Genomic DNA, 21,202 nt, shown 5'->3' with positions numbered 1-21,202 from the left:
GGTTCGTTGCGCGGTGGATTGCGCGGGGGGTGCCCAAACGGACACCGAGCGTGCCCACTCAGTCGTCCTTGGCGGTGTTTTCCCTGTTCAGATAGTTGTAGACCGTGAAGCGGCTGACGCCGAGCGCCGACGCGACGGTCTCCACGCCGTGGCGTACCGAGAAGGCGCCGCGGGCTTCGAGGGTCCGTACGGCGGACTGCTTGGCCTTGCGGTCCAGGGCCGAGAGCGGCATTCCGTGCCGGCGCTCCATGGCGGCCAGGATGTGATCCAGAGAGTCGGAGAGCTGCGGCAGGCGCACCGCCGCCACGTCCTCGCCCTCCCAGGCGAGCACCACGTCGTCGGGCCGGGCGTCGGCCGGGAGCAGTATCTCGGCGCCCATGGCGTCGACGAGCGGCTTGACCGCCTGGAGCAGCGGGTGGTCGGCGGGCTCGGTCGCCGGCGCGAGGGGCCGATGGGCGGATTCAGTCGCGGAGCCCGGGTGCCGGTCCGCCGATCCGGCCGTGGAGCCTGGGTGCCGGTCAGCCGATCCGGCCGTGGAGCCCGGGTGCCGGTCCGTGGGTCCGGCCGCGGGCGCTGGGGGCTGGTCCAACGATTCGGTCACTGCTCGCCCTCCCCGATCACATTGACCTGCAGCGAGACGCGAGTCGCTCCGGCCGCCAGGGCCTTGCGCAGCAGCGCGTCCACGGCGGTCAGCACCTCGTCGGCGCCGCCTTCCGCGGTGTTGCCGAAGGGGCCGACGTCCACCGCGTCGAGCCGGGCCGCCTGGACGACATCGCGGGCGACCACGGCATGCGGCGGCGCCTCGTCGAGATCGAAGGGCTCGGTCGTGAACTCCACTCTCAATCGCACGCGCCCAACCTACTGCGCGGTGGACGAAATCAGGGAGGCCCTCTTGACAAGCTCGCCGGTCCCACTGCAACCTTCCATCAAGCAGAAAACAACTTCCGCAATACGGAAGGAGCGCACACCCCTCATGGGATACACGGACCAGCGCTTCGATGTAAACCTTTCGATCCTCTACACGGAACTCCCGCTCGTGGAGCGCCCCGCGGCAGCCGCCGCTGCGGGCTTCACCGCGGTCGAGCTGTGGTGGCCCTGGATCGAGACGCCCACCCCCGAGCAGGCCGAGCTCGACGCCCTGAAAAAGGCGCTCGACGACGCCGGCACCCAGCTGGTGGGCCTCAACTTCTACGCCGGCGCCCTCCCGGGCCCGGACCGCGGCGCGCTGTCGGTTCCCGGCGAGGAGTCGGACCGCTTCCGCGCCAACATCGAGGTGGCGGCCGACTTCGCCGCCTCGGTCGGCTGCAAGGCGCTCAACGCGCTCTACGGCAACCGCGTCGAGGGCGCCGACCCGCAGGTGCAGGACAGCCTCGCCCTGGAGAACCTCGTCCTGGCGGCCCGCGCGGCCGACCGGGTGGGGGCCATCCTCCTGGTCGAGACCCTGAACAAGCCGGAGTCGCCGCTCTACCCGCTGGTGAGCGCCCCTTCGGCCATCGAGGTCATCGACAAGGTGAACGCGGCGACGGGTCTTGGCAACGCCAAGTTCCTGCTCGACATCTACCACCTCTCGATGAACGGCGAGAACGTGGCGGAGGTCATCGAGGCGTACGCCGACAAGACCGGCCACGTGCAGATCGCCGACAACCCGGGCCGTGGCGCGCCGGGCACCGGCTCGCTGCCGCTCGAAGAGCTGCTCGACCAGCTGAAGAAGGCCGGCTACGACGGCTGGGTGGGTCTGGAGTACAAGGCCCCCGACGCCACGGCCTCCTTCGCCTGGCTCCCCGCCGAGGCCCGCGCGGCCGGCTGAGCGCGCACCCGAACTTCTTGACGTACCACCGCAGTTAGAGAGGCACCCTCATGAGCAACCTCCCCAAGATCGCATGGGTCGGCCTCGGAATCATGGGCTCCCCCATGTCCGAGAACCTGATCAAGGCCGGCTACTCGGTCACCGGTTTCACCCTGGAGCAGGACAAGCTGGACCGCCTCGCGGCCGCCGGCGGCACCGCCGCCCCCTCGATCGCCGAGGCGGTCAAGGACGCGGACGTGATCATCACCATGGTCCCGGCCTCCCCTCAGGTGGAAGCCATCGCGTACGGTGAGGCCGGCATCCTGGCCAACGCCAAGAAGGGCGCGCTGATCGTCGACATGTCGTCGATCACCCCGCAGACCTCGGTCGACCTGGCGAAGAACGCCGCGGAGAAGGGCATTCGCGTCCTGGACGCCCCCGTCTCCGGCGGCGAGGCCGGCGCCATCGAGGCCGTCCTGTCGATCATGGTCGGTGGCGAGCAGTCCGACTTCGACACGGCGCTGCCGATCCTCGAAGCCCTCGGCAAGACCATCGTGCTGTGCGGTCCGCACGGCTCGGGTCAGACGGTCAAGGCCGCCAACCAGCTCATCGTCGCGGTCAACATCCAGGCGTGCGCCGAGGCCGTCGTCTTCCTCGAGAAGTCCGGCGTGAACCTCGAAGCCGCCCTGGACGTGCTCAACGGCGGTCTGGCCGGCTCGACCGTGCTGACCCGCAAGAAGGACAACTTCCTGAAGCGGGACTTCAAGCCCGGCTTCCGGATCGACCTGCACCACAAGGACATGGGCATCGTCACCGACGCCGCCCGCAACGTGGGTGCGGCCCTGCCGGTCGGGGCGGTCGTGGCCCAGCTGGTCGCCTCGCTGCGCGCCCAGGGCGACGGTGGCCTCGACCACTCCGCTCTGCTCCGCGCGGTCGAGCGCCTCTCCGGCTCGCAGGTCTGATCCCGCGTGTCCTTCGCCCCCTCGGGGGCCCTTGATTTCCGGTCGGCGGCGGCGCTGACACCTGTCCTGTCGCGCCCAGGCGCCGCCGCCGTCCGGAAGCTCACAACTCCATTTTCAACAAACTGTTGACGTTCTGTTCCGGGCCTCCTTACGCTCCAGGAACCGCCGAACAGTCAGCGGTGCAGCTCCAGTACGGAAGGTCACGATGTCGAAGCGCGTGCTTACGACCGAGTCCGGCGCCCCCGTCGCCGACAACCAGAACTCCGCCACCGCCGGCGTCGGTGGCCCCATCCTGCTTCAGGACCAGCACCTCCTGGAGAAGCTCGCGCGCTTCAACCGTGAGCGCATCCCGGAGCGTGTGGTGCACGCCCGCGGCTCCGGCGCGTACGGCTACTTCGAGGTGACCGACGACGTCACCGGCTTCACCAAGGCCAACTTCCTCGGCGAGGTGGGCAAGCGGACCGAGACGTTCATCCGCTTCTCCACCGTGGCCGACTCGCTGGGCGGCGCCGACGCGGTCCGCGACCCCCGCGGCTTCGCGCTGAAGTTCTACACCGAAGAGGGCAACTACGACCTCGTCGGCAACAACACCCCGGTGTTCTTCATCAAGGACCCGATCAAGTTCCCCGACTTCATCCACTCCCAGAAGCGCGACCCCTTCACGGGCAAGCAGGAGCCGGACAACGTCTGGGACTTCTGGGCGCACGCCCCCGAGGCGACCCACCAGGTCACCTGGCTCATGGGCGACCGCGGCATCCCGGCCTCCTACCGCCACATGAACGGCTACGGCTCCCACACCTACCAGTGGACCAACGCCCAGGGTGAGGCCTTCTTCGTCAAGTACCACTTCAAGACGAACCAGGGTGTCCGCTCGCTCTCCGCCGAGCAGGCCGCCGAGACGGTCGGCAAGGACGCCAACAGCCACCAGACGGACCTGCTGCAGGCCATCGAGCGCGGTGTGAACCCGTCCTGGACGCTGTACGTGCAGATCATGCCGGTCGCCGAGGCCGCGGACTACCGCTTCAACCCGTTCGACCTCACCAAGGTGTGGCCGCACAGCGACTACCCGCTGCAGCGCGTGGGCCGCCTGGTCCTCGACCGCAACCCGGACAACGTCTTCGCCGAGGTCGAGCAGGCCGCCTTCTCCCCGAACAACTTCGTTCCGGGCATCGGCCCCTCGCCCGACAAGATGCTCCAGGGCCGCCTGTTCGCCTACGCGGACGCGCACCGCTACCGCCTGGGCGTCAACCACACCCAGCTCCCGGTCAACGCCCCGAAGGCGACCGAGGCGGACAACTACGGCCGCGACGGCCTGATGGCGACCCGCTACGGCCGGCGCACCGACAAGAACTACGAGCCCAACTCGTACTCGGGTCCCGCGCAGACCGACGCCGCCCTGTCGGCCCCGCTCGCCATCCACGGCTGGACGGGCACGCACGAGGCTCCGCTCCACAACAAGGACGACGACTTCTTCCAGGCGGGCGAGCTCTACCGTCTGATGTCGGACGACGAGAAGTCCCGCCTGGTGGCGAACATCGCCGGCGGCCTTTCGCAGGTCACCCGCGACGACGTCATCGAGAAGAACCTGGCTCACTTCCACGCCGCCGACGCCGAGTACGGCAAGCGCGTCGAGGAGGCCGTCCGCGCCCTGCGCGAGGACTAGCAGCCGGTTCAACCCGTAGACCGTGCAAGGGAATTGACGGGAGGTCAACTTCCTTGCACCGTCCGATCCGCCGACCCGGATGAGGGGTGGTCGGCGGATATGGACAACCTGAGGATCGCGGCGGTTCGGCGATGCCAGTGCGGTGGTGAAGGTGTGAGCGCCCCCCTTCTTGACCTGAAGGAAGGGACCAGGCGCCCCCACCAATCGCCGCCGCCGCGATCCCGGCTTTCTCTCCTCCCCCGAAGACTCCGTCCGGCGGCGCGAACGTCCTGTCGCGCCGGCCTCGCTCCGCCGGACGGGTTCAACTCCCCAGCCAGGACGTCCGGTTCGGTTTACGGTCCCGAACCGAGCGTCCGATGATCAAGGCCCCGCCTGCTTGTCAGGTGGGGCCTTGATCTTTGTTCCGGAGCGGCCGAGGAGAACATCCGCGACGGGCAGGGAGAGGAGATCCGCCGACACCTCTCGGCGGGGCCGCCGGCAGTTCGGCGGCCGTCCCTGATCCAGGGGCGAGCCTCCCTGATCTCCGCCGGGGACGCGCCGGGGGCCGTGAAGTGGCGTCGTCGCCGGTGGATGCCCAGACGTGCGCCTAGGATCGCCTCGATGATTGAGACGATCGTGTTCGACACGGGCGAAACACTGGTACGCGACGACCGCTACTGGGCATCCTGGGCCGACTGGATCGGCGTGCCCAGGCACACCCTCTCCGTCCTCGTCGGGGCGGTCGTCACGCAAGGCCGCGACCCGGCGGACGCGCTGCGCATACTCAAGCCAGGCATGGACGTACGCGAGGCGCACCTGGCCAGAGCGGCCTCGGGCCGTGGCGAGTACCTCGACGAGACCGACCTGTACGACGACGTGCGGCCCGCGCTCGGGAGCCTTCGTAAGCTCGGCGTGCGCATGGTGATCGCCGGAAACGGGTCGGCCAGGGCGGGCGAGCTGCTGCGCGGTCTGGATCTGCCCGCCGATCTGGTCGTCACGTCCGAGGAATGGGGCGTCGCCAAGCCTCAGCCAGACTTCTTCGAGCGGGTGTTGGAGGCGTCCCAGGCCGGCCCGCACGAGACGGTGTACGTGGGCTCCCACCCCGCCAACGACGTGTTCCCCGCCAAGGCGGCCGGGTTGCGCGTCGCCCATCTGCGGCGCGGGCCGTGGGGGCACTGGTGGGCCGAGGACCCGGACGTCGTCGCGGCGGCGGACTGGCGGGTCGACTCCCTCACTCGTCTGGCGGCCCTCGTGTCCGACGAGGCATCGGATCCCCCTTCCCCCGCGCGTACGGGACTGCACAGCGTCCCCGACTGACCACCCGGGGTCCCGGGGCCCCGGGGCCTTCCCCGCCGCTGAGCGCGGGAAAGGCCCTGGGCCCGGACTGGCTCGGACCGGTCCGGACCGGCTCGGAGTCGTCCGGACTGGCTCGGACTGCATCCGGCGGTGTCCGAGAACGCCCGGGGCGGGCCGGGGCGGTCCGGGCCGGGCCGGGCCGGGGGCCGGGGTTGCCAGAGGGTGGGGCTGTCAGGGGTTGTTGAACGTCACCTCCGGGTTCGCGGCGGTCGGCCCCGCCAGGACCGCCCGCGTCCGGCCCCGCAGCTCCTGGTCGAAGAAGGCGCCGACGTACGTCCGCACGACGGGGACGGCCCGCCGCGCGGGCAGCGACGTCCGCTCCAGGCTGAAGTGCGCGGCGAGCACCGGCTCGTCCGAGAACGTCATGTGCTCGGCGCCGGCCACGGTCAGCCAGCGCTTCCAGCCGTCCAGGGCGGGCCACATCGCGTCCCACGTCCGGTCCTTGCCTCCGGGGCGGTGGGTCGCGTCGTCGGTGCCGAGCATCATGAACGGGCGTCCGCCGAGCCCTTCGGGCGGCAGCACGTCCCAGAACGCCCCGTCCATGTTCACCCCGGCACGGATGCGGTTGTCCCGCACCATCGCGGAAACCGCCGCGGCCCCGCCTATGGAGTGCCCCGCCATACCGATGCGGCTCGTGTCGATCGCCCGTGCGTGACGCCACGCCGCGTGCGGGCCGGTCAGCCGGTCCAGGAGGAACGACACGTCGGCGGCGCGCGTCTCGGTGACCCGGCTCCCCGGGGTGCCGTTCTCCATCGCCGTGCAGGCCACGCAGGTCAGCAGCCGGCCGCCCGGGAAGCTCGTGCCGACCGACTCGTAGGCGTGGTCCACGGATGCGACGACATACCCACGGCTCGCGAGCTCTTCGGCGAGGGTGGTGAGGGAGTAGCGCGGGGCGCCGAAGCCGGGCGACAGCACGATCAGGGGGTGCCTGCCCCGCGCGGGCCGCACACCGGCGCGGGCGTGGGTCGTGGTGGCCTCGATGTCGCCCACCCGCGCCGGGTCCACACCGAGCCGGCGCAGGAGAACCGGAGCCTCGGCCTGCGTGGTGTACGCGACGGGGCGGCCGGTGCCGGAGCGGACAGCCGGGTAGGTGAGGGTGACCATCAGCTCGCGGTCCTGGCTCGGCACCCAGGGGTCGCGGCGGGCGTGGTCGACGAGGTGCAGGGTGTCACTGCCGAGCGCGAACGGGCCGGTGGGGCGCGGGAGTTCAATCCTTGTGGCGGCGTCGGACGTACCGGCCGACGTCATGGACGTACCGGCCGACGTCATGGACGTACCGGCCGACGTCATGGACGTACCGGCGGTGGCGACGGGCGCCGAGGCGGAGAGGTGAGGCGCGGCCTGCGCGGCGGTGGCGGTGCCCAGCGGGGCGGCCAGGACCAAGGAAAGGGCGCCGGCTGCGGCCGCCCGGGAGAGGGGACTCATGATCGACACGCTAGGCGCGCCGCACCCCCGCCCGCGTCCGCCTCGGGTCGGGCGAAGAAGGCGCTGGGATGCGACTGCGGACGCACGGATTTTCGCCTCGGGTATGACGACGCGACGGGCCCGTTCCGTTCCGGGCAGCGCGTCCAGGACACGGGTGGGGCGGCCGGCACTGCCCTGAGGTTCACCCGGACGGGCAGCCGCGTGACGCCCGAAGGGCCCCGCACGAGCAGCGGGGTCCCGTTCGCGGCTGCGGCACCCGTACGGGCCCCGCTGGGCCGTAGGCCCGGGAGTGCGCAGCCGAGGTGCGGCGCGGGACATCGAATGCCGAGCCGCGCCCGCACCCCGCGCGGCACTCGCCGCAGCACCCGCCGCAGTCGCGAGCGCTCCGGATACGCCCCCGGCCCGGGCCGCGGCTGCGGTCCGGGCCGGGGCTCTCCCCAGGGGCGGAGACTAGAGCTTGTCCATGCGGGTGTACGGGCTGACGATTCGGGCCTGGCGGGAGCCGAAGTCGACGAGCATTGCGACGCCGTCCTCGACCCCGATGATGGTGCCCAGGCCGAACTGGTCGTGTGTGACCCGGTCTCCCAGGATGAAGTGCTTGGCCGCCGGGGCGTCCGGGGCTTTGAAGGGGCTGGTGGGCAGGTGGCGCCGGGGCGCGGATGGCTTCGTCATCGTCATCCCAGTATGCGCCGCCGAGGGGCCCGAAGGGCAGGCCCGCCGGGTGACGATGGGGAATCGATCCAGTCCTGGCACCGACCGCAACGCGTCCAGGTGCGAAAAACGTCACGAATTGACACGCAACTGTGAGGTTGCCACCGTGGACCGTGGACACGGAGACAGGCTGCCGCGTACGCCCGGCACGCGGACACGCGGGCACGGACGACACGGGCACGGGCGACACGGGCGACACGGGCACGGGCGACACGGGCACGGGCGACACGGGCGACACGGAGGCAGAGGTGTGCGTGGACGACGTCTTCCGGGCGCTGGCCGACGCCAGTCGGCGCCGCCTGCTCGACCGGCTCAGGGCCCGCGACCCGCAGACGCTGCGGGAGCTGTGCGAGGGGCTCGCGATGTCGCGGCAGGCGGTGAGCAAGCACCTCGCGGTGCTTGAGGCGGCCGGCCTCGTCGCATCGGAGCGGCGCGGCCGGGAGAAGCTCCATCGCCTCGATCCGGGGCCGATCCAGGACCTGTCCGACCGCTGGATCGGCAAGTACGGGCGCGACCGGCTCACCCCGCCCGGCCGTCGGGATCCGCTACCGAACCTTGAGGAGGAAGTCGCTGTGGACAGGCCCGAGTTCACGTACGCCATCTATATTCAGGCCACCCCCGAGCGGCTCTACGCGGCCCTGACCGACGCCGAGTTCGCCCAGCGGTACTTCGGCGGCTGGGGGCCCATGTCGGTGTGGCGGGTGGGCTCGCCGGTGCTGTGGAAGATGGGCCCGGAGGGAGGGTACGAGGATCTCGACCAGACCGTGCTCGACGCGGAGCCGGGCCGGCGGCTCGCGTACACCTGGCACCGGCTTCTCCCGATGCACCGTCAGCTCTTCGACAGCGAGGAGGAGTTCGAGCGGGCGCGCGCCGAGCAGTCCCGGGTCGCCTTCGACATCCGGCCGGCCGAGCCGGCCTCCCTCGGTGTGAAACTGACGCTCACGCACGACGGGTTCGACTCCCCGGACAGCGAGATGCTCGAGGGCGTCAGCGGCGGCTGGGTGATGATCCTCTCCACCCTCAAGACGCTCCTCGAGCGGGAGGACGACGGCACGGCCCCCTAGCCCGGCGGCGTCATGCGTCCGGCCCCCGCTCCCCAGTGCGGGGGAACGGGGGCCGGACCGTTTCGTGCGGCTCCGCGGCCCCCGGCTCGACGGCCGGGACCCGGGAAACCGTGGTGGCTCCAGGAAGCCGTGGCTCCACGGGCCACGGCTCGAAAAGCCATGGCCCAGGAACCCTGGGTCAGGAAGCCGTCAGCGGGCGGATCGCCGTCGGGGCGTGGCCCGGCTCGGTGGCGAGCTCTTCGAACTCCTTGACCGCGCTGATGTCGGACGTGGGGCTCATCGAGATGTTCGTGATCCGCTCCAGGATCGCCTCGACGACGACCGGAACGCGGAACTCGGCGGCCAGCTTCTTGGCCTCCTCGAACGCGGGCAGCAGCTGGTCCGGCTCGGTGACGCGGATCGCCTTGCAGCCCAGGCCCTCGACGACCTTGACGTGGTCGACGCCGTAGACGCCCAGCTCCGGGGAGTTGATGTTCTCGAACTCCAGGTTGACCTGGAAGTTGATGTCCAGACCGATCTGCGCCTGACGGATCAGGCCCAGGTAGGCGTTGTTCACGAGCACGTGAACGTACGGGATCTTGTGCTGCGCGCCGACCGCCAGCTCCTCCAGCATGAACTGGAAGTCGTAGTCGCCGGACAGGGCGACGACCGGGACCTCGGGGTCGGCGGTGGCGGCACCGAGCGCGGCCGGGATGGTCCAGCCCAGCGGGCCGGCCTGGCCGCAGTTGATCCAGTGACGCGGCTTGTAGACGTGCAGCATCTGCGCGCCGGCGATCTGGGAGAGGCCGATGGTGGTGACGTAACGCGTCTCCGGGCCGAAGGCCTTGTTCATCTCCTCGTAGACCCGCTGCGGCTTCATCGGCACGTTGTCGAAGTGCGTACGGCGCTGCAGCGTGGACTTGCGCTCCAGGTGCGAGGCGACCCATGCCGAGCGGTCGGGCAGCTTGCCCGCGGCCTTCAGCTCCTTGGCGACCTCGACGAAGAGCTCCAGGGCGGCCTTGGCGTCGGACGCGATGCCGTAGTCCGGGGCGAAGATCTTGCCGATCTGGGTGGGCTCGATGTCGACGTGGACGAACTTGCGGCCCTGGGTGTAGACGTCGAGCTTGTAACCGGTGTGACGGTTGGCCCAGCGGTTGCCGATGCCGAGGACGAAGTCCGACTCCAGGAACGTCGCGTTGCCGTAGCGGTGCGAGGTCTGCTGGCCGACCATGCCGGCGTTCAGCTCGTGGTCGTCCGGGATGGTGCCCCAGCCCATGAGCGTCGGGACGACGGGGGTGTTGGTGATCTCGGCGAACTCGACCAGGAGGTCGGAGGCGTCCGCGTTGATGATGCCGCCACCGGCGACGATCAGCGGGCGCTCGGACTCCAGGAGGAAGGTGATGGCCTTCTCGATCTGGGCCCGGCTCGCGGTCGGCTTGTAGACCGGCAGCGGCTGGTAGGTCTCCGGGTCGAAGTCGATCTCGGTGAGCTGGACGTCGATCGGCAGGTCGATGAGGACCGGGCCGGGACGGCCGGAGCGCATCAGGTGGAAGGCCTGCTGGAAGACGCCGGGGACCTGGGCGGCCTCCAGGACGGTCGTCGCGGCCTTGGTGACCGGCTTGGCGATCGAGGCGATGTCGACCGCCTGGAAGTCCTCCTTGTGGATCACCGCGACCGGGGCCTGGCCGGTGATGCACAGGATCGGGATCGAGTCGCCGATCGCGGAGTAGAGCCCCGTGATCATGTCGGTGCCGGCGGGGCCCGACGTGCCGATGCAGACACCGATGTTGCCCGGGTTGGCGCGGGTGTAGCCCTCCGCCATGTGGGAGGCGCCTTCGACGTGGCGGGCGAGCGTGTGGTCGATGCCACCGCCCTCCTTGAGCGCCCGGTAGAAGGGGTTGATCGCCGCGCCCGGCACGCCGAAGGCATGGCTGACGCCTTCGAGCTTGAGGATCTCAACTGCCGCTCGGGCAGCGGTCATACGAGGCATGGGGTGCTCCTGCTTCGGCTGGCGGAGTGGGCTCAGGCGCGCCGCCTGGCCGCGCCGCCTTCGAGCCTGTTTCCGTAATGCGGAAGTATCATTCTGCTATGTGGAAGCAATGTAGGACGGCTTCGCCAGCGCGTCAAGGGAGGACCGGGATGCGCGAATGCGCCACGCGGCGGTCGCCGTTGGTGGACCATGGACCGCGGAGCCCCCGCGACGGCGACCGGGGGCTCGTCCGGCACAGGGAGCGCGCACCCCCGCGGGGGTGCGCCGGAGGGAAGGTGGGGGCACATGAGCGGTGACGGGTTACCTGTACGCCGGCCGCACGCCCCCATGAAGACGGGGAGCCGATGAGCAGCGAGGGCGTACCCGTGCGCTGCCCCGGCTGCGGCCGGGACCACGTCTATGTGCCGCCGGCCTACCCCTGCGCCTGCGGCGCCCCGCTCGCGCCGCCCATCCAGCGCGGCGCCCCGGTCTCCCCGATCACCCACCGAACCTGGACCGACACCTGGGTCACCGTCCGATGCCGAGCCTGTGACCTGCAAAGTCAGTGGCCCCAGCCGGAGCTCGGCTGTTCCTGCGGAACGATCCTGCGGGTGCCGGTGCGCCCCGTGACAGCACCGCCCGCGTCGACACGACTGACGCCTCCTCCGCCCGCGGCCGCGCCCCGGCCGGCCGGTGCGCGGGTCCGCCGGCCGTTCCGGCCGCGGACGATCCGCACCGCGCGGGACACGGTGACCGCGGCCGCGCTCTACCTCGCCTGGCTGGGTTTCCGCGATCTGTACCGTGCCGACCCGCCCCCCGCATCCGGCATCGACCTGCGCGGCCGGGGCCTGGTGGCCCGGGTGGATCCGACGACCCGGGCCGCCTCACTGCGGGCGGTCGAGTGCCTGTGGCTGCACGCGATGACCGCGGAGGCCTATGGCGTCCACTTCTCGCTCGCCGGATACACGCGGGACGCCCTCGAATGCGCCGACGCCCTGAGCGTCCCGCTGTTCGTGGTCGACCTGACCGGGACGCCCCAGCCGGTCAACGAAGCCGCCCGAAAGCTGGTGGCGGCCGGCGCCTGAGGCCGCCCCCGCCGGCCGGGTACGCGTGCGCCGCCGGCGTGCACCGGAAAGGCGCGGTGTGCGTACGTGCCGCGCGGTGTGCGTACGTTTCGGACGAGCGCGGTGTGCGTACGTTTCGGACGAGCGCGGTGTGCGTACGTTGCCGCAGGCGCGGCGTGCGACGGGCGGACTGTGCGGACGGGCGTGCGTGCCGTGCGGACGGGCGGCCTCCCGTGCGGACGGGCGTACCGGACGACTCAGGCCCCGTACGCCTCGCGCAGCTCCACCTTGCGCACCTTGCCGCTCACCGTCATCGGGAAGGCGGAGAGAATCCGCAGGTGGCGGGGGATCTTGTAGTGGGCAAGCCGATCCCGGCAGTACGCGGTCACCTCCTCCAGCGTGGGCGGGTCCGCCGGGTCGCGCGGGATGACGCAGGCCAGGATCTCCTCCCCGTAACGCTCGTCCGGGACGCCGATCACCTGGACGTCGGCGACCTTGGGATGTCCGTACAGGAACTCCTCGATCTCGCGCGGATACACGTTCTCGCCACCGCGGATGATCATGTCCTTGATCCGGCCGACGATCTCCACGTACCCGTCCTCGCGCATCACCGCCAGGTCACCCGTGTGCATCCAGCGCCCCGCGTCGACGGCCTGGGCGCTCTGCTCGGGCTCGTCCCAGTAGCCGAGCATCACGCTGTAGCCCCGGGTGCGCAGCTCGCCCGGCTCGCCGCGCGGGACGGTGACGGCGGTGGCCGGGTCGACGATCTTCACCTCGACGTGGGGCATGACCCGGCCGACCGTGCCGGTGCGCCGCTCCAGGTCGTCGTCGGTCCGGGTCTGGGTGGAGACCGGGGAGGTCTCGGTCATGCCGTAGCAGATGGACACCTCGGCCATATGCATTTCGGCCGCCACGCGCTTCATCACCTCCGCCGGGCACGGCGAGCCCGCCATGATCCCGGTGCGCAGCGAGGAGAGGTCGTACGCGGCGAAGCCGGGCAGGTTCAGCTCCGCGATGAACATGGTGGGGACGCCGTACAGCGAGGTGCAGCGCTCGGCCTCGACGGCGCGCAGGGTCGCCTCCGGCTCGAAGGTGGCCGCCGGGATCACGATGCATGCGCCGTGCGAGGTGGCTGCGAGGTTGGCCATCACCATGCCGAAGCAGTGGTAGAACGGCACCGGCACACAAATCCGGTCGGCCGGCGTGTAGGCCAACAACTCCCCCACGAAGTAACCGTTGTTGAGGACATTGTGGTGGGAGAGGGTGGCGCCCTTCGGGAAGCCCGTCGTGCCCGAGGTGTACTGAATGTTGACAGCGTCGTCACACGACAACTGCGCCTGGCGGTAGGCCAGTTCATCGGTGGTGACGTCGGCGCCGCGCGCCATCAGGGCATCCCACCCCGCGTCGCCGATGAAGACGGTGCGCAGCAACGCCGGGCAGCCGCCGCGCACTTGCTCCACCATCGCCCGGTAGTCGCTCGTCTTGTGGGCCAGCGAGGAGAACAGAACCGAAACCCCGGCCTGCTTCAGTACGTACTCCAACTCGTGGACGCGATAAGCCGGGTTGATGTTGACCAGCACCGCACCGATCCGCGCCGTCGCGTACTGGACCATCACCCACTCGGGACAGTTCACCGCCCAGATCCCGACCCGGTCGCCCTTGGCAACGCCCACGGCGAGCAGCGCACACGCCAACTGATCCACTTCCTGGCCGAATTGGGCGTAGGTCCAGCGTCGTCCCGACACCTGGTCGACCAGCACCTCGCGCTCCGGATGCGCCCGCACCGTACGGTCCAGGTTGCCGCCGATCGTGTCGCCGAGCAGGGCGGTGTCACTCACCCCATGGGCGTACGAGTCCGTCACCATCGCAACGCGCCTCACTTCCTCAACCGAGGCCACCAGCATGCCCCGACCGCCCGTGACCTGCCTACCCTCACGCACGGGGAAGATCGACTCGGCGCGCCCCACGTCCAGGGGCGCGCCCCACGTCCACGGGCGGCCCGGCCGGTGGCTGCGCCGGCCGGTGGGCGGCACCGTCCAGTAGGACGCTGCACCCGGTGGGCCGCACCAGCCGGTGGGCCGCCCCAGCCAGTGGGCCGCACCAACCGGATGACCGCGCCGACCCGTGGGTCAGTTGATCTCCCGGTCGAGCCCGGACCAGTACGGCTCGCGCAGCTTGAACTTCTGGATCTTGCCGGTGGCCGTACGCGGAATGGCCTCGCGGAACTCGACGCTGGTCGGCGCCTTGTAGCGGGCCACCCGCTCCTTGCAGTACGCGATGATGTCGGCCTCCGTCACGGCAGCGCCCTCCACCAGGACCACAAGCGCCTTGATCGTCTCGCCCCACTTCTCGTGCGGCACACCGATCACGGCCACCTCGGCGACGTCGGGATGGCTGAAAATTGTGTCCTCCACCTCGATCGACGACACGTTCTCGCCACCGGTGATGATCACGTCCTTCTTGCGGTCGGAGATCGTCAGACAGCCGTCACTCTCGTCGATCGTGCCACCGTCGCCGGTGTGGAACCAGCCGTCCTCCAAGGCGGCGGCGCTTTCCTCCGGCTTCTCCCAGTAGCCGTCGAGTACGACGTTGGAACGGGCGAGCACCTCGCCCGAGCCGGACACCTTCAGCTTCACGCCCAGCGCGGGCACACCGGCCCGCGACAGCCTGTGCGCCCGCTCCTCGGGCGAGAGCGCCTCGTCGGCCGGCCGGATCCGGTTCATGGTGAGCAGCGGGGAGGTCTCGGTCAGCCCGTAGATCTGGAGGAACTCCCAGCCCAGCTCCTCCTCCATCCGCTGGATCATCCTGCTGGGCGGCGGCGCCCCGGCGCAGACGACCCGCACACGGTCACGGCCGGGAATCTCACCCGGCCATGATGCCGCCGCATCGAGCACCGCGTTCCACACCGCCGGGGCGCCGCACATCAGCGTGACGCCGTGCTCCTCCACCCGGCGCAGGATCTCGGGCCCGTCGACCTTGCGCAGCACGACCTGTTTCACTCCGAGCCCGGCCATCACATAGGGCATGCCCCAGCCGTTGCAGTGGAACATCGGCAAGGTGTGCATGTAGACGTCGCGCTCCCAGGCCCGGGTGTGCAGTCCGAACGTCAGGCCATTGACCCAGATGTTGCGGTGGGTGAGCTGAACTCCCTTGGGACGCGCGGTCGTTCCCGAGGTGTAGTTGATGGTGGCCGTCGCGTCCTCGTCCGGGTTCGACCACGGGCGCGGCTCAGCGCCGAAGCGCATGAGAGCGCTCTCAGTCGATTCGCCCAGCACGAAGCGGTGACGCGCCGTGACGCCTGAGAGCGCTCCATCCACCTCGGGGTCGACGAGCAGAACCGATGCGCCGCTCTGCCGCACGACGTACTCCACCTCCTCCGGCTTGAGGCGGAAGTTGACCGGCACGCAGATCCGTCCGCTCATCGGCACCGCGAAGAGCAGCTCCAGCATGCGCGCCGAGTTGTGGCTGACCACCGCGATCCGCTCGCCCTCGCCGACGCCTAGCGCGTCGAACCCCGCCTGCCAGGCGCGCACCCGCTCGGCGAAACGGCCATAGGTCAGCCCGGTCACCGGCGGGCCCGGCTGGTCCGGCTCGTCGACAACGCCGGTACTGGAGGCGAATCCCAGCTCCGCCCGGTCGAGGAAGTCCGAGACCGTCATCGGTGTCCGCATCGCTCTTCTCCCCTGTCCGCAAGATCCACAGCATGTGTCGGGGGAAGTCTGGTACCTGCCGACGCTTTCAGCGGCCGAAATGACGAATTGCCCTGCTCAGACCGGCGAGCGGGGCGTCTGTACGGCGTCGGCGCGCGGCGGGGCGGCGCGGCGCGGGCCGGGGCGGGGCGGCGGGAGAGGGGGCAGGGGGACGGGCCGGCGGGCGAGGAGTTCGGAGGCGCGGGCTCGGAGGCGCGGGCTCGGAGGCGAACCTCAGCCGTCGAGTGCGAGGAGGGCCGCCTCCGACTCGGGGTCGTCGGGAAGGTAGGCCAGGAAGTGGTGGCCGGGTTCGTCGACCGCGGCGAGCTTGACGGAGCGCAGACGCAACTCACCCGCCGCGGGATGCAGAAACCGCTTCACGGCCGGGCGGAACTCCGCGGTCTCCCGCTCCGCGAGCCAGCGCGCGACGTACGCGTCCTCCTTGATCGCCGCGATGATCTCGGCATACCTCGGATCGTGGGGCCGGCGGGCGGCCCGCGCCCTGAACTGCCCGAACAGCGTGCGGGCTTCGGGCTCCCAGTCGGCGAGCAGCGTTCGGCACGGCGGCCAGCGAAACACCAGCCAGAGCATGTTGCGGCGCTTGGGCGGCAACCGGGCGAGGTCGGTCACGAGCGCCGCGTACGCGCTGTTCCACGCCAGCAGATCCCAGTGCGGGTCGACGACCATCGCCGGGTGCGGAAGCAGCGCGTCGACCAGGGATCGCAGATTCGGCGAGACCCAGCTGGCCTGCGCGACGGGCGGCGGTGCGGCATCCTCCGCGAACGACAACACGTGGGCGGTCTCCGCCGGACCCAGCCGAAGGGCGCGGGCGACGGCTCGCAGCACCTGCTCCGAGGTACGCACCCGGCCCTGTTCGAGCCACGCGTACCAGGAGGCACTGATGCCCGCGGCCTCGGCGACCTCCGCGCGGCGCAGACCCGGGGTGCGCCGGCGCGGGGTGACGGGCAATCCCACCTCGCCCGGCGCCAGGCGCTCGCGACGCGAGCGGAGGAACGCGCCGAGTTCCACGCGGGGGTCGGGTGAGTCCGCCACGGTGTGTCGACCTGCCTCGTGTCGTGCGTATGTCACGGCTCAGTGATGGTGCTCGGTGCCAGTCGTGGTGATCAGCGTCAGTGATCGCGATCGCGCTGTCAGCGATGGCGATCGGTGTAATCAGCGATCGTGATCACGTCGTCAGCGATGGCGATCGGTGTCAGCGATCGTGAGTGTGTTGTCAGCGATGTTGATCGTGTTGTCAGCGGTGGTGATAGGTGTCAGTGATGGTAATCGGCTGAGCGGACACGGGCCCGGCTTCCCCTGCTGAGCTGGGGACATGACCTTTTCACCGCCCCGTCGAAGGCTGCTGTGCGCCGCCGGGTTCGTCAGCAATTTTGACCGCTTCTCCATCGCTCCGATGTTGGTGCTCATCGGGGCGAGCCTGGACGTGCCGCTCGGCACGGCCGCGCTCGCCGCGAGTGCGTACACGCTCGGTTACGGTCTCGCGCAGCCCGCCTGGGGCATGGCGAGTGACCGCTTCGGCCGGGTGCGGGTGATGCGCCTGTCGCTCGCGGCAGCCGCGCTGGGAGCGCTCTCATCGGCGGCGGCGCCGGGCGCTGCGTCGCTCGTCGTGGCGCGGGGACTGACCGGGGCCTGTTTCGCGGCCGCCATCGCGGGCTCCTTGACGTATGTGGGTGACACGGTCGCACCGGCCGAACGACAGGGCGCGCTCAGCTCGTTGATGTCGGCGTTCGCGCTGGGCACCGCGCTGGCCACCGTCGTCGCCGGTGTACTGGCGCACTGGGTGAGCTGGCGTGTGGTGTTCGCGCTCCCGGGACTGCTCGCCGCGTATCTCGTCCTGGCCCTGCGCCGTCTGCCCGAGCCCGCGCTCGCCCCGCGCAAGGTCGGCGCGCTGCACACCGTCGTACGCTCGCGCTGGCAGTGGTACGTGATGGGCGTGGCCGCGCTCGAAGGCGGCGTACTGCTGGGCTGCTTCACCTATCTGCCGCCCGCGCTGGAGTCGCTGGGCGCGGCTCCGGCGGCCGCGGGAGCGGTGGCGGCGCTGTACGGGGTGGCCGCGATGGGCGGCGCCCAAGTGGTGCGGGGGCCGGCCCGACGGCTCGGACCGGTCGCGCTGATCGTGATGGGGGGCGCCCAGGTGACACTCGCCTACGCGGTGGCCGCGGCGCACCCGTCCCTGCTGACGCTCGGCCTGAGCGCGGTGCTGCTCGGCGGCGGATGGGCGTTCCTGCACTCGACGGTGCAGGCATGGGCGACGTTGCTGGTGCCCGAGGCCCGGGCGAGCGGGATCGCCCTGTTCGGGGTCGCTCTGTACCTGGGCAGCGCCCTGGGCACGGAGTTAGCCTCTGGACCCGCTCAACGCGGCGCGTTCCAGGGCCTGTTCGGGGTGGCGGCCATCCTCGCCGTCCCCCTGACGGCACTGGCGGCGTACGGCCGAAGCCGGTACGGGCGTGACGGCGGGACCGAGAACGGGAGCGAGAGGGGGAGCGGGGGCGCCTGTGGGTCCAGGGACGGGCGTCCGCCGCGCCGAGAGCGCTCTCGGCGGGCGGCGGACCCCAGGCCGTCCGACCCCCGTACGGACGGCCCTGCCCGGCAACGCTGACCGGCCGACCCTCATCCGCTGACGCCGACCTGCTCACGCCATTCGCCGACGGCGACCTGCCGACACCATCCGCAGACGCCGCCCCTTCCACGCCACCGCAGACGCCGATGACGCCGGCCCGCCGAACCTCGCGGCTACTTGTCGGCGGTCAGCGTGCCGGCCGCGCCCCAACTGTCCTTGGGGACCTCGTGGATCCACACCTGAACGGTCTCGGCCGGGATCTTGTACGCGTCGACGAACGCGTCCGTGACGCGCTTGACCAGTTCGCGCTTCTGCTCGACGTCGCGGGGACCCTGCTGGATGGTGACGATGGGCATGACCGACTCCTCTGTCAGCGGCGGCTTCCCGGTCTTTCCGGGCCGCTCACCGGCGTGACCTCAGTCCATCGGATCCGTACCGCCCGACCAAGAGGCAGAGGGCGACCGCAGCGATCAGCTTTCGTGATCGCCGCTGGTCAACGGCGCCGGATCGGCTGAACACGCTCTCACGAGCAGGTCGACGGCGGGCGGGGTGCGGCCGGCGCCGATCACGAGGGCGGTGGGCAGGGAAAGGCCCGGAGCGCGCACCGGCCGGAAGGCGACGCGGGGAGTGTGCAGCGCGCGGGCGTGGGCGGCGTACACCACGGTCCACAGCGAGCCGGTCCCGATGGCGGCCAGGGTGTTCTGGAGCGAGCCGCCGACGGGCCCCGGGGCCGGCTCGAACCCTGCGGCGTGACAGGCGCCCACGACCAGGTCGACGAGGGCGGGGTTGGAACGGCGGTCGGTGATGCCCAGGGGAAGGGCAGCCAGATCTGAGAGCGCTATCTCCTCATGGCGGGCGAGCGGATGCGCGGCGGGCAGCGCCACGACAAGGGGGTCCTGCCACAGGGGCACGACGCGCAGGCCCGGGGCGGGCTCGGGGGCGCGTACGAATGCGGCGTCGAGCCGGCCGTCGGCGACCTGGGCCAGGCGCTCGCGCGCGGGCGCCGAGGTCAGCTCGACGGCGGTATCGGGGGCGAGCCCGGCGAAGACGTCGAGCACCCGGTCGAGGTGATCGCCGAGCCCGTTGCTGGTGCCGAGCCGCAGGGTGCCACGCTCACGAACGGCGGCCCTGGCACGCTCGGCGGCGGCCAGCACCTCGCGCGCCTCGGGCAGCAACCGCTCTCCGGCCGCGGTGAGCCGTACGTGCCGCGGCGACCTGTCGAACAGGTCACGCCCCAACTCCCTTTCCAGTCGCCGCACTTGCTGACTCACCGCCGACTGGACGATGTGCAGCCGCTCTGCGGCCCGCCCGAAGTGGAGCTCCTCGGCGACGGTGACGAAGTAGCTGAGCTGCCGCAATTCCATGCGGCCGACTGTACCGAGAGCGCTCTCAGCTCCCGCTGCGGAAGGGACCGGGCCCCGCCGGCGCGGAAGGAACCGGGACGGCCCGCGCGGTGGCCGCCCCCACCCCGCACTCGAAAGGCGCCCCCCTGAGCTCGCTTCCGGGCGGGCCGGAGTGGTCAACGCCCTGGGCTCAGGGGCGCGGGTGGGGTTGAATGACGGGCATGGTGTCCACCGATCGCTACCTCGCCTTCGCCGCGATGTCCCTCCTTGTGATCGCGATCCCAGGGCCGAGCGTGCTGTTCGTGATCGGCCGGGCCCTCGCGCACGGCCGGCGCACCGCGCTCGCGACGGTCCTCGGCAACGTCCTCGGCTCCTATGTGCTGGTGTGCGCGGTGGCGCTGGGGATCGGCGCGCTGGTGGAGCGTTCGGCGTCGGTGTTCATGGCGGTGAAGCTGGCGGGCGCCGCGTATCTCGTACTCCTCGGGGTGCAGGCCTATCGGCACCGCAAGAACATGCGGCTCGGGGTCGCGTCCATCGGGGAGGCGGCGGCCGCGGCCCGGCCGGCCCACGGCGACCTGCGGACCGTCGCGGACGGCGTCCTGGTCGGCGTCACCAACCCCAAGGGCATCGTGTTCTTCGCCGCGGTGCTGCCGCAGTTCGTGGACCACACGGCCGGGCATCTGCCGTCGCAGATGCTGCTGCTCGGGCTGATCCCCATCACGATCGGGCTGATCACCGACACCCTGTGGGGCCTGGGAGCCGCTGCGGCCCGCGGCTGGTTCGCGCGCTCCGAACGACGTCTCTCGCTGATCGGCGGCGCGGGCGGCTTCGCGATGATCGGGCTCGGCGTGACGGTGGCGGCGACGGGCCGCGCCGACTGAACCCGGACGCGCTCGACACCCGGTGGGATGAAGCCGTGGCGCGGCTCCCCTTCCGCACCACCACCTTCCGCCCTCCCGCGCCCCCGCGCCGACCTGCAACAGGAACGCGTCAAAAACGGGGGCAGCCGGGTCAATACCGCGTCACCGCGGGAGACCGGGGTGGTGCCATGGGCATAACGTCAGACGCACGGGCGCATGACGCGTACGGCATCCGCACTCCCCCACCGGAGGACACCATGGACAGCCCCACCATCGAGGACGCCGATCCCGAGGAACGCCCTCCGGCAGGACCGCTGTACGTACCGGTTCGGCTCGGTTCTGCCGGAGGACATCAACTACGTTTCCTGCGCGACGAGTTCGGTGCGCGCACCGCGGTCGGGTTCACGAGCCGGGACCGCTTGGCGGCCGTGCTGGGCGGCGACCAGAGGTGGATCCGGCTGGCGGAACCGGCGCTGAGAGCGCTTTCGGCGCCACTCGGCGTGACGCGTTTGACGGTCGACCCAGTCCTCACGCGGCCGGTCCCGCACAGCCGACAGAGCCAGACCCCGCCCCTGTGCGCGCGCAGGGGCCATGCCTTGAGCGCCTAGCGGGGGGGCCGGGCGAGCCGAGAGCGCTCTCAGGTCACGGGCACCCCCAGCCGACCGACGCGCACCCGAACCTCGGAAGCGCTCTCAGGTGACCCGGCGGCAAAGCCAACGCAGACGCACCCAGACCACGGAAGCGCTCTCAGGTCACCCAGCGGCACGGACG

20 protein-coding genes are annotated in these 21,202 nt (G+C 71.0%); 9 read left to right on the top strand and 11 right to left on the bottom strand.

What is annotated here, in order from left to right:
- Positions 1-58 precede the first annotated feature (58 nt).
- Positions 59-379, bottom strand: a complete 321-nt coding sequence (locus AB0D31_RS08450; protein WP_362718879.1) for a helix-turn-helix domain-containing protein — start codon at positions 377-379, stop codon at positions 59-61.
- A 218-nt stretch (positions 380-597) separates the two neighbouring features.
- A complete protein-coding gene (locus tag AB0D31_RS08445) occupies positions 598-849 on the bottom strand; it encodes a hypothetical protein (RefSeq protein ID WP_267057163.1) in 252 nt (83 codons plus the stop codon).
- Positions 850-973: 124 nt separating this feature from the next.
- Between AB0D31_RS08445 and AB0D31_RS08440 the strand changes: the two genes are divergently transcribed.
- The 4 genes from AB0D31_RS08440 (at position 974) to AB0D31_RS08425 (ending at position 5,707) form a co-directional block, all read left to right on the top strand.
- Positions 974-1,807, top strand: coding sequence for a TIM barrel protein (locus tag AB0D31_RS08440; RefSeq protein WP_362718802.1), 834 nt, complete (start codon positions 974-976; stop codon positions 1,805-1,807).
- Between the two features lie 50 nt (positions 1,808-1,857).
- On the top strand, positions 1,858-2,748 hold the full coding sequence (locus tag AB0D31_RS08435) for a 2-hydroxy-3-oxopropionate reductase (RefSeq protein ID WP_362718799.1): 891 nt from the start codon (positions 1,858-1,860) through the stop codon (positions 2,746-2,748).
- A gap of 205 nt (positions 2,749-2,953) precedes the next feature.
- On the top strand, positions 2,954-4,411 hold the full coding sequence (locus AB0D31_RS08430) for a catalase (RefSeq protein WP_362718797.1): 1,458 nt from the start codon (positions 2,954-2,956) through the stop codon (positions 4,409-4,411).
- A gap of 603 nt (positions 4,412-5,014) precedes the next feature.
- The gene (locus AB0D31_RS08425) at positions 5,015-5,707 is read left to right on the top strand and encodes an HAD family hydrolase (RefSeq protein WP_362718876.1); all 693 of its coding nucleotides are present in this window, start codon (positions 5,015-5,017) and stop codon (positions 5,705-5,707) included.
- A 210-nt stretch (positions 5,708-5,917) separates the two neighbouring features.
- Here the strand turns inward: AB0D31_RS08425 and AB0D31_RS08420 are convergent, their stop codons facing one another.
- Together AB0D31_RS08420 and AB0D31_RS08415 are read right to left on the bottom strand one after the other, a co-directional pair.
- The gene (locus tag AB0D31_RS08420) at positions 5,918-7,171 is read right to left on the bottom strand and encodes an alpha/beta hydrolase (RefSeq protein WP_362718794.1); all 1,254 of its coding nucleotides are present in this window, start codon (positions 7,169-7,171) and stop codon (positions 5,918-5,920) included.
- A gap of 450 nt (positions 7,172-7,621) precedes the next feature.
- Positions 7,622-7,843, bottom strand: a complete 222-nt coding sequence (locus AB0D31_RS08415; protein WP_053725806.1) for a hypothetical protein — start codon at positions 7,841-7,843, stop codon at positions 7,622-7,624.
- Positions 7,844-8,136: 293 nt separating this feature from the next.
- Between AB0D31_RS08415 and AB0D31_RS08410 the strand changes: the two genes are divergently transcribed.
- Entirely contained in the window at positions 8,137-8,946 is an 810-nt protein-coding gene (locus AB0D31_RS08410; RefSeq protein ID WP_362718873.1) for a metalloregulator ArsR/SmtB family transcription factor, read from the top strand.
- 178 nt (positions 8,947-9,124) lie between these two features.
- Here the strand turns inward: AB0D31_RS08410 and gcl are convergent, their stop codons facing one another.
- On the bottom strand, positions 9,125-10,906 hold the full coding sequence (gcl, locus tag AB0D31_RS08405) for a glyoxylate carboligase (RefSeq protein WP_362718791.1): 1,782 nt from the start codon (positions 10,904-10,906) through the stop codon (positions 9,125-9,127).
- A gap of 353 nt (positions 10,907-11,259) precedes the next feature.
- Between gcl and AB0D31_RS08400 the strand changes: the two genes are divergently transcribed.
- A complete protein-coding gene (locus AB0D31_RS08400; protein WP_362718789.1) occupies positions 11,260-11,979 on the top strand; it encodes a hypothetical protein in 720 nt (239 codons plus the stop codon).
- Positions 11,980-12,215: 236 nt separating this feature from the next.
- Here AB0D31_RS08400 and AB0D31_RS08395 read toward each other — a convergent pair whose 3' ends face one another.
- From AB0D31_RS08395 to AB0D31_RS08380, 4 genes are all read right to left on the bottom strand, one after another.
- Entirely contained in the window at positions 12,216-13,823 is a 1,608-nt protein-coding gene (locus AB0D31_RS08395; RefSeq protein ID WP_362718787.1) for an AMP-binding protein, read from the bottom strand.
- 264 nt (positions 13,824-14,087) lie between these two features.
- Positions 14,088-15,629 (bottom strand): AMP-binding protein, encoded by a 1,542-nt coding sequence (locus AB0D31_RS08390; RefSeq protein WP_362718784.1) that lies wholly within the window; start codon positions 15,627-15,629, stop codon positions 14,088-14,090.
- Positions 15,630-15,881: 252 nt separating this feature from the next.
- On the bottom strand, positions 15,882-16,700 hold the full coding sequence (locus tag AB0D31_RS08385) for a helix-turn-helix transcriptional regulator (protein ID WP_362718782.1): 819 nt from the start codon (positions 16,698-16,700) through the stop codon (positions 15,882-15,884).
- Between the two features lie 141 nt (positions 16,701-16,841).
- Complete coding sequence (locus AB0D31_RS08380) at positions 16,842-17,075, bottom strand: hypothetical protein (protein WP_362718779.1); 234 nt, start codon at positions 17,073-17,075, stop codon at positions 16,842-16,844.
- Here AB0D31_RS08380 and AB0D31_RS08375 point away from each other — a divergent pair.
- A complete protein-coding gene (locus AB0D31_RS08375) occupies positions 17,062-18,267 on the top strand; it encodes an MFS transporter (protein WP_362718777.1) in 1,206 nt (401 codons plus the stop codon). The two genes, AB0D31_RS08380 and AB0D31_RS08375, sit on opposite strands and share 14 nt — an antisense overlap.
- Before the next feature lie 134 nt (positions 18,268-18,401).
- Here the strand turns inward: AB0D31_RS08375 and dmpI are convergent, their stop codons facing one another.
- Both dmpI and AB0D31_RS08365 read right to left on the bottom strand, forming a co-directional pair.
- On the bottom strand, positions 18,402-18,584 hold the full coding sequence (gene dmpI / locus AB0D31_RS08370) for a 4-oxalocrotonate tautomerase DmpI (protein WP_362718774.1): 183 nt from the start codon (positions 18,582-18,584) through the stop codon (positions 18,402-18,404).
- A 114-nt stretch (positions 18,585-18,698) separates the two neighbouring features.
- Entirely contained in the window at positions 18,699-19,592 is an 894-nt protein-coding gene (locus tag AB0D31_RS08365) for a LysR family transcriptional regulator (protein WP_362718772.1), read from the bottom strand.
- Between the two features lie 200 nt (positions 19,593-19,792).
- On the opposite strand from AB0D31_RS08365, the gene AB0D31_RS08360 reads away from it, so the two are divergent.
- Both AB0D31_RS08360 and AB0D31_RS08355 read left to right on the top strand, forming a co-directional pair.
- Positions 19,793-20,452 carry a LysE family translocator gene (locus AB0D31_RS08360; RefSeq protein WP_362718769.1) on the top strand — a complete coding sequence of 220 codons (660 nt, stop codon included), beginning with the start codon at positions 19,793-19,795 and terminating at the stop codon, positions 20,450-20,452.
- Between the two features lie 236 nt (positions 20,453-20,688).
- On the top strand, positions 20,689-21,039 hold the full coding sequence (locus tag AB0D31_RS08355; RefSeq protein WP_362718870.1) for an SAV_915 family protein: 351 nt from the start codon (positions 20,689-20,691) through the stop codon (positions 21,037-21,039).
- The last annotated feature ends 163 nt before the right edge of the window (positions 21,040-21,202 follow it).

Origin of the sequence: Streptomyces sp. NPDC048361 (genome assembly GCF_040651795.1) — a bacterium.
Classification (GTDB): Bacteria; Actinomycetota; Actinomycetes; order Streptomycetales; family Streptomycetaceae; genus Streptomyces.
The sequence above is the reverse complement of the archived record's forward strand: the minus strand, read 5'-3'. Positions and strand labels throughout refer to the sequence as shown.